This is a genomic window from Myxococcus sp. AM011, assembly GCF_013372595.1.
GTDB classification, from domain to species: domain Bacteria; phylum Myxococcota; class Myxococcia; order Myxococcales; family Myxococcaceae; genus Myxococcus; species Myxococcus eversor.
In genome coordinates, this window is the sequence record NZ_JABXEM010000310.1 from 1 (window position 1) to 12456 (window position 12456).

The 12456-nt window shown below is 68.9% G+C and carries 12 protein-coding genes; 7 read left to right on the forward strand and 5 right to left on the reverse strand.

Translation table 11 applies throughout. The features are described from left to right. Positions 1-137: 137 nt before the first annotated feature. From ung to HUW62_RS40725, 5 genes are all read left to right on the forward strand, one after another. Complete coding sequence (gene ung / locus HUW62_RS40705; protein ID WP_176437490.1) at positions 138-815, forward strand: uracil-DNA glycosylase; 678 nt, start codon at positions 138-140, stop codon at positions 813-815. Positions 816-865: 50 nt separating this feature from the next. Next, entirely contained in the window at positions 866-1681 is an 816-nt protein-coding gene (locus HUW62_RS40710) for an acyl-CoA thioesterase (protein ID WP_368670610.1), read from the forward strand. A gap of 60 nt (positions 1682-1741) precedes the next feature. Further along, positions 1742-2236 (forward strand): DUF3592 domain-containing protein, encoded by a 495-nt coding sequence (locus HUW62_RS40715; RefSeq protein WP_176437492.1) that lies wholly within the window; start codon positions 1742-1744, stop codon positions 2234-2236. Between the two features lie 90 nt (positions 2237-2326). Next, on the forward strand, positions 2327-3274 hold the full coding sequence (locus HUW62_RS40720; protein ID WP_163863228.1) for a hypothetical protein: 948 nt from the start codon (positions 2327-2329) through the stop codon (positions 3272-3274). Then, positions 3274-4455 (forward strand): tetratricopeptide repeat protein, encoded by a 1182-nt coding sequence (locus HUW62_RS40725; RefSeq protein ID WP_163863226.1) that lies wholly within the window; start codon positions 3274-3276, stop codon positions 4453-4455. Before HUW62_RS40720 ends, HUW62_RS40725 begins: the two co-directional genes overlap by 1 nt. A gap of 55 nt (positions 4456-4510) precedes the next feature. Here the strand turns inward: HUW62_RS40725 and HUW62_RS40730 are convergent, their stop codons facing one another. Beyond that, the gene (locus HUW62_RS40730) at positions 4511-4879 is read right to left on the reverse strand and encodes a response regulator (protein ID WP_163863224.1); all 369 of its coding nucleotides are present in this window, start codon (positions 4877-4879) and stop codon (positions 4511-4513) included. 74 nt (positions 4880-4953) lie between these two features. Continuing rightward, complete coding sequence (locus tag HUW62_RS40735) at positions 4954-6315, reverse strand: M24 family peptidase (protein ID WP_176437493.1); 1362 nt, start codon at positions 6313-6315, stop codon at positions 4954-4956. Between the two features lie 170 nt (positions 6316-6485). Between HUW62_RS40735 and HUW62_RS40740 the strand changes: the two genes are divergently transcribed. Together HUW62_RS40740 and gyrA are read left to right on the forward strand one after the other, a co-directional pair. Further along, on the forward strand, positions 6486-7259 hold the full coding sequence (locus HUW62_RS40740) for a tetratricopeptide repeat protein (protein WP_163863221.1): 774 nt from the start codon (positions 6486-6488) through the stop codon (positions 7257-7259). Positions 7260-7491: 232 nt separating this feature from the next. Next, entirely contained in the window at positions 7492-10272 is a 2781-nt protein-coding gene (gyrA, locus tag HUW62_RS40745; protein ID WP_176437494.1) for a DNA gyrase subunit A, read from the forward strand. Positions 10273-10347: 75 nt separating this feature from the next. Here gyrA and HUW62_RS40750 read toward each other — a convergent pair whose 3' ends face one another. From HUW62_RS40750 to HUW62_RS40760, 3 genes are all read right to left on the reverse strand, one after another. After that, positions 10348-10899 (reverse strand): hypothetical protein, encoded by a 552-nt coding sequence (locus HUW62_RS40750; RefSeq protein ID WP_163863217.1) that lies wholly within the window; start codon positions 10897-10899, stop codon positions 10348-10350. A gap of 173 nt (positions 10900-11072) precedes the next feature. Further along, positions 11073-11909 carry a PfkB family carbohydrate kinase gene (locus tag HUW62_RS40755; protein WP_163863216.1) on the reverse strand — a complete coding sequence of 279 codons (837 nt, stop codon included), beginning with the start codon at positions 11907-11909 and terminating at the stop codon, positions 11073-11075. Between the two features lie 9 nt (positions 11910-11918). Next, positions 11919-12456: nuclear transport factor 2 family protein (locus tag HUW62_RS40760; RefSeq protein WP_255203926.1), on the reverse strand; the 538-nt coding region annotated here is incomplete at its 5' end.

The window sequence follows — 12456 nt, forward strand, 5'->3', positions numbered from 1 at the left end:
CCCCCAAGAACCCGCCGTCCCCGCCCGCCTGCTCCCTGGGGAGCTGTCGGCCCTCCGACGCCGGCACGAAAGGGATGGGCCCCGTGGGACGGGGATGTTTCAATGCCCCGCCGCGCGCGGGTCGGGGAGGAACGCACATGCTGAAGGACAAGCTGCCGGAGGACTGGAGGAAGGCGCTGAAGGCCTCTCTGGATTCGCCCTCGTTCCAGGAGCTGGAGCGCTTCGTGGCGAAGGAGCGCGAGGAGGCCACCGTCTTCCCCTCGGAGGAGGACCTGTTCTCCGCCTTCCGGCTGACGCCCTATGCGGACGTGCGCGTGCTGCTGCTGGGCCAGGACCCGTACCACGGGCCTGGGCAGGCGCATGGGCTGGCGTTCTCGGTGAAGCCCGGGGTGCCCTCGCCGCCCTCGCTGGTGAACATCTTCAAGGAGCTGGAGGCGGACGTGAAGGTGCCGCGTCCCAAGGACGGCTCGCTGATGGCCTGGGCGGAGCAGGGCGTGCTGCTGCTCAACGCGGTGCTGACGGTGCAACAGGCGAAGCCCAACAGCCACGCGGGCCACGGCTGGGAGGACTTCACGGACGCGGTCATCCGCGCGGTGAGCGAAAAGACGGAGCCGGTGGTCTTCCTGCTCTGGGGCAAGTACGCGCAGAAGAAGAAGAAGCTCATCGACGCCAGTCGCCACGTCGTCATCGAGGGCACGCACCCGTCCCCCCTGTCGGCCAGCAGCGGCTTCTTCGGCAGCAAGCCCTTCAGCGCGGTGAACAAGGCCCTGGAGTCGAAGGGCCGGCCGCCCATCGACTGGTGCTTGTCGCGGTGAGTCGCGCCTCGCGCTGACAGTCCCTTCGCGGCGGGTGGTGGCTTGATACGGTGCGTCGCGACATGACCGCCGCCTTCCTCGCCGCCTCCACGCCCGAGTCCGTCGGGCCGAACCGCTACCGCATCCGCTTCACCTCGCCCTGGTACCAGGGCCGGGGCGCGTACGGAGGGCTGGTCGCGGGCACGGCGCTGCGCGCGTTGGAGCACACGGTGGGGGACGCGGCCCGGCCGGTGCGCTCCTTCACCATGCACTTCTGCGCGCCGGCGGTGGAGGGCGACGCGTGGGTGACGACGCGAATCGAGCGGGCCGGAAAGCTCGTCACCCAGGCCACCGTGCGCGTGGAGAACGACGCGGGCATGGTGGCCATGGGCAGCGCGACGTTCGGCGCGACGCGGGGCGGCGCCATCGAATACATGGAGATGACGCCCCCGAAAGTCCCGCCTCCGCACGAGGTGCCGATGACGCCGGACGACGTGCCCATGCCGGACTTCTGTCGCTTCTTCGAGTTCCGCTTCTGCATCGGCTCGGCGCCCTACGCCGGGGCCGCCGTCGCGGAGACGGGTGGCTGGCTGCGCCCGCGCGAGCCCACGGTGCTGGACGCGCCCCTGTGCGTGGGGTTGATGGACGCGTACCCGCCCGCGGTGCTGTCGCGCGTGGAGGGCTTCCGCCCGGCCGCCACCGTGGACTTCACCATGCACTTCTTCCAGGTGCTGCCCCAGGCGGGCCTGAAGCCGGACGCCCAGTTCCTGCGCACCGGCCGCTCCCTCCAGGCGGGGGGCGGGTACTCGGAGGACTTCCAGCAGCTCTGGACCCAGGACGGCCAGCTCCTGGCCCAGTGCCGACAGCTCTTCGCCGTGATGGGCTGAGGGTGCGAGGCGCGGGCCGCGAAACATGTCAGCGAGCGGCCTTCTGGTAGTGTCCCCGCCGTGCGCGTGCTCTGGGGCGTCATCACCATCATCTGTGCGCTGCTCGCGGCGGTGGGCGTCGTCTTCGTCCTGGCCGGACTCAAGGACGTCCTGCGCGCCCTTCGCTCCCGGCGCTGGCCCACCGTGCCCGGCACCGTCCTGGCCGCCGAGGAAGTGGAGCACCGCCTCCCGGTGCCCGGGCAGACGGAGCCCCGCGTCCACTACGAGGCCCGCGTCCAGTACGAGTACTCCGTGGGCCGCGTCCTCGTCGGCACCGCGACCTTGCGCGTGGACCCCACCGCGCGCACCAACCCCGACGACGCCCAGGCCACCTTGCGTCGCTATCCTCCGGGACAGGCGGTCCGGGTCGCCTACAACCCACAGGACCCGACGGACGCGGTGCTGGAGCCCGGTGCGCATGCGCCCAGCTTCGTCCGGCTCGTCATCGGGCTGGGACTGGTGGCCGTGGGGGCCTGCATTCCCCTCATTGCCCGCTGGTTCCTGGCGCGGGTGTAGGAAAATCTCCGTCCAGGACGCAACTGATCCGCGTCGGGTCCGAGAATCCCCTCACATTCTCTTTCGGTCGTCCCCGTTCCGAGGTCTTTCATGAGCGATCGCTCCTCCATCCGTCGCGGTCAGCAGCCCCAGGTCCGGTCGTCCTCGCAGACCGCCCAGAACACCCCGGTGGCGAAGAACACGACCACGGAGAAGGTGGTCAAGGACACCAACACGGGCGTCCAGACCTCCTTCAAGGACGGCCGCCTCCAGAGCCACTTCGAGCGTGAGAAGAGCACCACGCAGAACTGGAACACCAGCTACAGCACCGAGTCCCAGCACGAGGGCACCGGTCGCGTGACGGGCGCCATGGCGGGCCTGCTGGGTCAGATTCCGAAGGTCGGCATCGACGGCCAGTTCACCAAGGGCGCGGCGGTCAAGAAGTTCGAGGGCGGCTTCGGCGACGCCAACAGCGTGGCCCAGGGCTACGGCAAGATGAGCGTCCTCGAGGCGGAGCTGAAGGGCTCCGGCGAGGTCGGCATCGAGGGCGGCAAGCTGTTCGCCCGGGGCGACCTGGACGCGAAGGCCACGCTGATTGACGCGGAAGGCACCCTGCGCGCGGGCGTCGGCCCGATTCAGGCGGAGCTCCAGGGCAAGGCCTGGGTGGGCGCCAAGGCCGGTCTCCACGGCGAAGTGACGCTGGACCCCATCAATGGCAAGTACGCGGCCCGCGTCGGTGGTGACGCCTTCATCGGCGCCCGCGCCGGTGTGACGGGCAACGTCAAGCTGGGCGACTACGGCGGCGTCACGGGTCGTGCGGAGGCGTGGGCCGGTGTCGGTGTGTCTGCCCGTGCCGAGGCGAGCTGGGACAACGGCCGCTTCAAGGCCCGCGTGGACTTCGGCGCGGCCCTGGGCATCGGCTTCAAGCTGGGCTTCGACGTCGACATCAACTTCGGCAAGATCGCCGACGCGGTGAAGAGCGTCATCGAGAAGCCGGTCGAAGTGGTCAAGAATGTGGTGAAGTCCGTCGGCAACTTCTTCAAGGGGCTGTTTGGCTGATGGCGGAGACCGCCAGGTACGACGCACTTCTCGCAGCCGGGGAGCTGGACCAGGCACGCCGTGAGGCCGAAGCCGCGCTCAAGCGCGATGCCTCGGACCCGGCGGCCCGGGTCGCGCTCGCCCGGCTCGCGGCATTCGATGGCAACGAGGCCCAGGCCGAGTCGTGGCTGCTGGGCTTGAGCGCGGAAGCGCCGGGCGTGCAACTCGTCCGCGCCGCGCTCCTCACCCGACGCGGCGATGCGGCCGGCGCGCTGGCGCTCTACCGGAAGGTCGCGAAGGCAGAACCCAATCGCGCCGAGGCGTGGTTCGGCCAGGGCTACCTGCTGGCGGAGGCCGGCGACAACGCCGCGGCGCAGTCGGCGCTGGAGCGCGCGGTGAAGCTGGCGCCGGACGCGGGTATCCACCACTTCCACCTGGGGCGCGTGCTCTTCGCGCAGGAGAAGCTGAAGGACGGCTTCCACCACCTCCAGGAGTCCCTGCGCCTCAACCCGAGGCACGGGCCCAGCTACCTGGTGCTCGCGGTGGCGCTCCAGGCGGGTGGCGAGCTGGAAGCCGCCGAGGAGCTGCTCACCACGGGCCTGAAGGTCCTCACGGACGACCCGTACCTGCTCAACGGCCTGTGCAACGTGCTGCTGGCGCGGGGCAACCTGCCGGGCGCGGTGAAGGCCGCGGAGACGCTGGCGCGCGTGGAGCCGGACAGCCCGGCGGCGCAGGGGAACCTGGCGCGGCTGCGGCTTGCGCAGGGGCGGCTACCGGAGGCGCTGGAGCTGTGCCGCAAGCTGGCGTCGCGAGGCCAGGCCACCGCGCAGAGCCGCATGGTGGAGGGCATGGCGCTGGAGGCCACGGAGCCGGTGGACATCCCCGCCGCGCTGACCGCGTGGCGCGAGGCCGTGAAGCTGTCCCCGGACGACTGGGCCCCCGCCAACAACCTGGGCAACCTCCTGATGCGCATCCCGGAGGATGAACTCCCGGGCGCCGGACAGCAGGCGCTGGAGGTGCTGGAAGAGGCGCATCGCCGCGCGCCAGAGCGCCCCGAGCCCCGGCTCAACCTGGCGGTGGTGCACGCGCGCCTGGGGCAGAAGGACCAGGCGAAGGCACTGGCTCGCGAGCTGCTGGCGCTGCCCCGTCTGGCGCCCGAGTGGCGCGAGCAGGCCGAGCGACTCATCCAGGCGCTGGCCTGACACAGGCCCGTTGAAACAGTGCCCGGGGCGATGTCTCGCCTCGGGCCTGGGTGCCTCAAGCCGCGACGTTGGCGAGCTGTTTCATCAGCAGCCGAATCAACTCCACCGGATGGATGGGTTTGGGCAGCAGCTCCGCCCCGTAGCGGATGGCGACGGGGATGAGGTCGTCGAGCTGCTCGTGTCCGGTGAGGAAGATGAAGGGCGCGTGGCACTCCTTCAGCTCTCGCATGGCGATGAGCACGTCCGCGCCGTTCATCCCCGGCATGTTGTAGTCGCAGAGGATGGCGGAGATGGTCCCCAGGTCCTGCTGGAAGGCCGCCTCCGGCGACTGCACCGTCACCACGTGATAACCCGCGCTCTGGACGATGTCTGACACCAGCGAGAGCACGAACAAATCATCATCGATGACCAGCACGGTCTGCATCGCGCTCTCCCGGTAAGCCCGGCTCATCCTATGAGCCGAGCCGGCCTGGAGGGTAGGGCGCGCGACGCAACTCGTCAGCGAGGCTTGGGAACCATGGGTCCCGATTGCCCCGGCACGGGCGTGGAGGGAATGAGCACGAGGTCCTCCTGAGGCGGAATCAGGTACTCGGCGCCCGTCTCGGTGACGACGGCCATCTCCTCCACGGAGACGATGCGCTGGGCATCCGGGGCGCCGTCCTGCCAGGCGAAGAAGCCGTCGAAGGCGAACACCTGCCCGGGACGGACGATGCGCAGGGCCTGGCCCTTGTCGGGCTTGGGCTTCGCGCCGCCAGAGAGGGCCGGGCCCACGTCATGGGCCCAGTACCCGACGGGATGGCCGGTGCCCCACATGACGGGCTCGGAGCCGGCTTCGCGCATCCAGTCGCGCTGGGCCTTGTCCACGTCCCACCCGCTGGCGCCGGGCTTGAGGGCCGCCAGGGCGATGCGGCTGCCCTTCTTGCCCTTCTCCCACTTCTCCAGCGCGGCTTGTGACGGTTGTGTCTCGCCCGGGGCCAGCACGTAGGCGAAGCGCTGGATGTCCGTCACCCACATGCCGCCCACGCGGATGCCGAAGTCCGTCTGGATGAAGTCACCGGGCTGGATGACGCGCTCGGTGGCGTGCGAGTGGCCACGCGTGGGCCCGCTGTTGACGTTGGGGTTCTGGTCCGGCGCCCACGCGTCCCCCACGCCCAACTCCGCCATGCGCTTCTTGAGGAAGCGCGCCACGTCCACGTCGCGCGTCTTGCCCGGCACCACCGTCCGGTATGCCTCGACTTCCAACTGCGAGGTGAGCGCGGCGGCCTTGCGCAGGATGTCCACCTCCTCGGGCAGCTTCACGGAGAGCCACTCGGAGACGACGTCCTCGGACGACACCAGCTTCTTGCGCAGCGCCGGTGACAGCGCCTTCTCCAATGCCGCGCGCTGCGAGGAGGACAGCCCGTCCGCCACCGTCACGGCGGTGGAGGCGTTGATGGCGATGCGCGCGGGCTTCGCGGCGGCGAGCTTCAAGGCCACCTGCGCATAGAGGTCCACGCCGCGCTCCAGCGGGACGACTTCGTCCAGCGGCCCGACTTCGCGCAGCGCCGTCGCCTCGCCCGCGGGAGACAGCGCCACCGCGCGCACCGCTTCGCCCTGGCGCAGGAACAGGAAGGCCGCGGTGCCTCCCGCGTTCTCCCCGCCGACATGGATGGCCAGCGGGTCATTGTCGTTCTCCCGGCAGAACACCACCCAGGCGTCCACGTTGGCGCGGGCCATGGCCTGGGGCAGCAGCTTCTGGATGCGCTCCTTGCGGATGCGCGGCCAGATGTCGCCAGTGACGACGGGGTCATTCCCGGCCGCGCCCGCCAGGGGAGCGGAGAGGAGCAGGGCGGAGAGGAGGGCGTGCCGGGCGCGCTTCATGCGTCGGAAATCCTTTCGGGGGAAGGCGCGGCCATCATCCCCGACCTCGTCCGCGCCGAGGACCGCCCCGGTGTGAAGTCCTATCGAGCCCTCGTGAAGAAGCTCTCTGGCAGTCCAGACAAACCCGCGTGCGCAAGCGTCCGCGCCGTGGCTCGTTTAAGGTGATGACCATGGCCAAGAGCTCCTCCCGCAAGTCCGCCACGAAGGTGAAGGTGAAGAAGCCCGCCGCCCGTGCCGCTGCTCCCAGGAAGGGCAGGGCGACGAAGCAGGCGAAGCCCGCCGCCGCGCGCGCTCCGGCGCCCATCTCCAAGGAGGCGCCACCCATCGTCCTCGAGGCCGAGCCCGTCTTCACCGACGAGCCCGGAATCGACGCCCCCAAGGCCCTGCCTTCTGGCCAGGAGGGCATGGGCCGCGTGCTGCCCTTCGAAATCGACCCCAAGCGGATGGAGGAAGGGCTGCGCAAGCTCCAGGGCGAAGTCGTCCACTGGGCCAACAAGGGCCGCTACACCCGCGTGCGCTTCAAGTTCCGGGGCAAGCAGTTGCTCCCCGACCTCCCGCTGGCGGCCGTCGTCGCGGCGGAGGGCCTCACCTTCTACTGGGGCGGCATCCTGCGCGTGCTCATCGCCAACGTGGTGGGCCGCAGCGTCTTCCAGGTGGAGCTGGTGAACGACGCGGAGAAGCGCGTCCAGGCCGGCAAGGAGGCGCTGCTGTCGGGTGACGTGGACCAGGCGCTGACACTGTTCCGCGAGGCCGTGTCCATGGACCGGGATTCCGCCGCGGCGCACCTCAATGTGGGCGTGGCCCTCAAGCTGAAGGGAGACCGTGAGGGGGCGCTCGCCGCCTTCGAGAAGGCCAAGGCGAAGGACGCCGAGGGTCCCCTGGGCGCCGAGGCCGAGCGCCTGGCAGCCCCCCTGCGCCCCGCGGGGACCCCACGCCCCTCTTGAGGCCTCCAGAGGGCCTGATTTTCTCGCGAAAAGCGGGCTGAAACAGGGCGGTTCGAGCGTTCAGTAGGGGGCGCTTTTTTTCGCCCCATCGACCTGTTTTCGAACCCCTTCGACGCTCGAGTCATCACCCCTTCGTTTCCCCTGTTGACGTAGGGAAATCCAGGGGTTACGAACGCTCCCACACTGGATGGCGGCCCCTCGCGGGGTCCCTCCGCGACCACTCCCAGAGCCCATGGCCGACGACACCACCGACAAGCCGGCACCGCCCTCCTCGCCTCCGCCTCCCAACGGCGCCGGCGAGCTCATTCCCGTCAACATCGAAGACGAGATGCGCCGCTCGTATCTCGACTACTCGATGTCCGTCATCATCGGTCGCGCGCTGCCCGACGTTCGCGACGGCCTCAAGCCCGTGCATCGCCGCGTGTTGTTCGCGATGAACGACCTGGCGAACTACCACAACCGCCCCTACAAGAAGAGCGCGCGCGTGGTCGGTGACGTCATCGGTAAGTACCACCCGCACGGCGACTCGTCCGTCTACGACGCCATGGTGCGCCTGGCGCAGCCGTGGAGCCTTCGCTACCTGCTGGTGGACGGCCAGGGCAACTTCGGCTCGGTGGACGGCGATATGCCGGCCGCCATGCGCTACACCGAAGCGCGCATGGACCGCCTGGCCGAGGAGCTGCTGGCGGACATCGACAAGGAGACCGTCGCGTTCGGCCCCAACTACGACGACTCGTTGGAAGAGCCGCTCGTGTTGCCGGCGCGCTTCCCCAACCTGCTCGTCAATGGAAGCAGCGGCATCGCGGTGGGCATGACCACCAACATCCCGCCGCACAACATGACGGAGGTCATCAACGGGACGTTGCACCTCATCGACCACCCGACGTGCACCGTCCGGGACTTGATGGAGTTCATCACCGGCCCGGACTTCCCCACCGGCGCGTTCATCACCGGTCGCGAGGGCATCCACCGCGCCTACGAGACGGGCCGCGGGCAAATCACGGTGCGCGCCCGGTCGGAAATCGAGACGTCGAAGAAGGGTGACCGCGAGGCCATCATCTTCACGGAGATTCCGTACCAGGTGAACAAGGCGCGGCTCATCGAGAAGATCGCCGAGCTGGTGCGCGAGAAGAAGCTGGAGGGCATCAGCGACATCCGTGACGAGAGCGACCGTCAGGGCATGCGCATCGTCATCGAGCTGAAGCGCGACGCGATTTCGCAGGTGGTGCTCAACAACCTGTACACCTCCACGGCGCTGGAGACGACGTTCGGCGCGGTGATGCTGGCCATCGACGGTGGGCAGCCGCGCACGCTGAACCTGAAGGAGATGTTGGACCGCTTCGTGGCGCACCGCCGCGACGTGGTGACGCGCCGCAGCCGCTACGAGCTGCGCAAGGCGATGGCGCGCATGCACATCGTCGAGGGCCTGCTGGTGGCCCAGGACCTCATCGACCTCGTGGTGAGCCTCATCCGCGCGTCCAGGGACCCGGATGAAGCGCGCTGGGGCCTGATGAACATCCTGTCGCCCAACCTCTACGAGCACGAGCGCTTCGCCAACCTCCAGCGCATCGACCACGCGAAGGCGAAGGCGCAGATGGAGCTGCTCGTCTCTCGCGCGCGCAACGAGGAGCCCGCCTACCAGGGCCTGGCGCACAAGTACGAGGGCGCGGGCTTCAGCCAGGAGCAGTCGCAGAACATCCTGGAGATGCGCCTGCAGCGCCTCACCGGCCTGCAGCGCGAGGAGCTGTTCCGCGAGCTGATTGCCCTGGTGCGCGACGTGGCGCGCCTGCAGGACATCCTCGCCAACGAGCTCTCCCTGCTCACCGTCATCAAGACGGAGCTGTTGGAGATTCGCGAGCGCTTCGGCGACAAGCGCCGCACCGAAATCATCGGCGCGGTGGATGACATGACCAGCGAGGACCTCATCGCCGAGGAGACGATGGTCGTCACGCTGTCGCATACGGGCTACGTGAAGCGCTCGCCGCTGTCGGAGTACCGGGCGCAGAAGCGCGGTGGACGCGGCAAGACGGGCGCCGCGACGAAGGAAGACGACTTCGTCAGCAAGCTGTTCGTGGCCAGCACCCACGCGTACCTGATGCCGATTACGACCAAGGGCAAGCTGTACTCGCTCAAGGTGCACCAGATTCCGCAGGCCAGCCGCACCTCTCGCGGCAAGGCGATGGTGAACCTGGTGCAGTTCGGCGAGGGCGAGCGGCTGGCGCAGGTGCTGGTGACGCGCGACTTCCCGGAGAACCGGTACGTCTTCTTCGTCACGAAGAAGGGCGTGGTGAAGCGCACGGACCTGAGCGCGTTCGACAACGTCCGCTCCAGCGGCATCATCGCGCTGGGCATCGACGAGGGGGACGAGCTGGTGGCGGTGATGATTACCGACGGCACCAAGGACATCCTGTTGTCGACGGCGTCGGGCATGAGCATCCGCTTCCCGGAGACGGAGGTCCGCTCCATGGGCCGCCAGGCCTTCGGCGTGAAGGGAATCACGCTCGATGAGACCGACGAGGTGGTGGGCGCGGACGTGGTGGAGAACGACTCCGCCATCCTCACCGTGACGGAGAACGGCTACGGCAAGCGGACGGAGGAGTCCGAGTACCGGCAGCAGGGCCGTGGCGGCAAGGGCATCATCGACATCAAGGCCACCGAGCGGAACGGCAAGGTGGTGGGCCTCCTCCAGGTGAAGGAGTCCGACGAGGTGATGCTCGTCACCAACGGCGGCATGCTCATCCGCATGAAGGTGCGGGAAATCTCCGTCATCGGCCGCAACACGCAGGGCGTGCGGCTGATTGCGCTGGAGAACGACCAGGAGAAGGTGATGGCCCTCTCCAAGCTGCCCGAGGGCGAGGAGTCCGAGGAGGAGACGACGCCTCCCGCCGAGGTCGCTGGCGCCACGGACGTGGCCGCCGAGCCCGCCGCGTCCGAGCCCGACGCCCCGACGGAGGAGTCCGCCGAGGCGCCTCCCGCCGACGAGGGTGGTGGCTCCGAGGAGCCGCAGGCCTGACGTTGGATTGAGTCGAGCTGTTTCAGCCCCTCTCTCCCATTGGGAGGGAGGGGCTTTTCATGTGGGCCGCCGTGGCTAGAGCAGACCGGTGAGGGAGAGGGTCGCCAGACCGCTCAGCCGAGACAGTCCTTCGGGGCTGTCACAGGCGGCCAGGTCCGTGGAGAGGTAGGTCGTGGTCCTCGTGACGGTGGCGCCCGCGAACTTGCCCGACTCCACCGTTCCCACGTTCGTCAGGACGGCGAGGTTGCCATTGATTTGCGACGACACGCGCGTCTGGATGAGCGTCGAGGTCTCTCCCGTGTTCCAGGTGATGACGGAGGTCGAGGAACCGATGCTCAACAGGTCCATGCAGGAGAAGCCGGGCCTGAAGCTGCGGATGGTGTTGGTGCCGGAGGTCACCGCTCCTCCCAGCAAGGAGATGCAGTTGGAGTAGACAGTCGTGGTGACGACGGTGACGTCCTGCTCCACGTTCTTGAGGGGCGGTGAGTAGTTGATGGCCGCCGAGCCGACAAGGCACTCGACGAGCGTCAGCAATGGCTGCTCCGAGCGGGCCAGCTCTCCCTCGACGGAGGGAGGCTGTTCGCGCCCATCTTCGCCGCAAGCTGTGAGCACAACGACAACCAGCATCGAGAGAGTGACGGCACTTCGTGGACCGTGGTGCATGTCTGGCTCCGGATGGTTCCGTGGGCGGCGCACTATCCATCAGGTCGCGGTGCGAACCCCAGACATCCATGAGCAGTATTTGAACCCGAGCAGGTGGCGCGAACCTGCGAACAGCGCGAGCTGAAAGTTCCTGGAAATCAGCGCAGTTCGACGGGCAGCCGAGTCACATCCAGCTTGGGCACGCCCACCTGCGTCACTGCCTGCGCGCCGAACCAGTTGGCCAGCTCCGCGCAGCGCGCCAGCGGCCACGCCCGCAGAAGGCCCAGGGTGAAGCCCGCGAGGAAGCAATCACCCGCGCCCGTCGGGTCCACCTCCGAGACGGGGCAGGATGGCACCTCCAGCGTGTCTCGCGCGGTGAGCACCGTGCATCCCTTCAGCCCTCGCGTCACCACCAGACACGTCTTCGCGCGCACGGCGTCGACGTCCATCGCGCGCGCCTCGTCCTCGCTCGCCTTGAGGACATGCAGGTGTCCCAGCAGCGCGGCGAAGGGCGTGTCCTCGAGTCTTTGATTGAGCACGCGCCCCTGTGCGTCCAGGGTCCGCAGCAATCCCTGGGCATCCGCCAGCACCTGCGTCGCGTGCAGGGACAGCCGGATGAGCGTCTCGGGCAGCACCTCTCCCATGACGCCGCACGCGAGCGCCACGCGCGCGTCGAGGATGATGTCCTTGGGTCGGATGGGCTCGGAGCGGGCGTCGACTCGCAGCACGCGCTCCTCCTGGCTCAGGTCCGCGATGAACCGCGTGGTGCGCGTGCCCGGGACGATGAGCGGCGGATACCGCACGCGGTCCGCGTAGGCGAAGTCCTCGCCCGCGACAGCCACCACCGCGTGGTCCACGTCCATGGCGGTGAACACCGAGGAGATGTACGCCGCCGAGCCTCCCAGCGTGTGCACCGCGTCTCCCGGACCTCGCGACAACACGTCATGACAGTAGTTGCCCACCACCAACGCGTCACACGAGGACCTGGGAGGCATGGGGCGGGCCTATTTCCGCGTGAAGGTCGCCGGCACGGGCGCGCCCGCGGACTTCTCGTCCGTCCACGCGATGTGCAGCACCCACCAGCGCTGGCCGTCGAAGATGAGCTGCACGTTGTTGATGCCGCGGGCGACCGGCGCGCTCTCGGGCGTCTCGCGCGTCTCGAACGCGCTCAGCACGTTGATGAGGTCTCCGTAGCCGGCGACCTGGCGGTGTGTCTCCTTCTCGAAGAAGCCGTGGGTCTTGAAGAACTCCTCACCCCAGGCCGCGTAGTCGTCGGCGGTGATGGGGGCGACCCCCGGAGGGCCGCCGGGCTTGGTGCGCTGGACGGAGGCCAACTGCGCTCCGGGATAGAAGAGGGAGCGGAAGCGCTGCCAGTCACGCGGCTTGCCAGCGGGGCCGCTGATGGAGTCGTAGAGCGCGGCGAGCAGCCCGTCCTGCGTCTTCACGTCCTCGGGGCGCGCCTGGGGCACCTTCTGGAGCGCCGCCTGGGTCTTCTCCGCCGCGAGCTTCATCGGGCTGGGTGTCGCGGGCTTGGGGGGGGTG

Coding starts and splice junctions, on each gene's coding strand:
- HUW62_RS40750 (WP_163863217.1), bottom strand. CDS start 10,899: ATGCTGGTTGTCGTTGTGCTCACAGCTTGCGGCGAAGATGGGCGCGAA.
- HUW62_RS40730 (WP_163863224.1), bottom strand. CDS start 4,879: ATGCAGACCGTGCTGGTCATCGATGATGATTTGTTCGTGCTCTCGCTG.
- ung (WP_176437490.1), top strand. CDS start 138: ATGCTGAAGGACAAGCTGCCGGAGGACTGGAGGAAGGCGCTGAAGGCC.
- HUW62_RS40725 (WP_163863226.1), top strand. CDS start 3,274: ATGGCGGAGACCGCCAGGTACGACGCACTTCTCGCAGCCGGGGAGCTG.
- gyrA (WP_176437494.1), top strand. CDS start 7,492: ATGGCCGACGACACCACCGACAAGCCGGCACCGCCCTCCTCGCCTCCG.
- HUW62_RS40720 (WP_163863228.1), top strand. CDS start 2,327: ATGAGCGATCGCTCCTCCATCCGTCGCGGTCAGCAGCCCCAGGTCCGG.
- HUW62_RS40735 (WP_176437493.1), bottom strand. CDS start 6,315: ATGAAGCGCGCCCGGCACGCCCTCCTCTCCGCCCTGCTCCTCTCCGCT.
- HUW62_RS40755 (WP_163863216.1), bottom strand. CDS start 11,909: ATGCCTCCCAGGTCCTCGTGTGACGCGTTGGTGGTGGGCAACTACTGT.
- HUW62_RS40740 (WP_163863221.1), top strand. CDS start 6,486: ATGGCCAAGAGCTCCTCCCGCAAGTCCGCCACGAAGGTGAAGGTGAAG.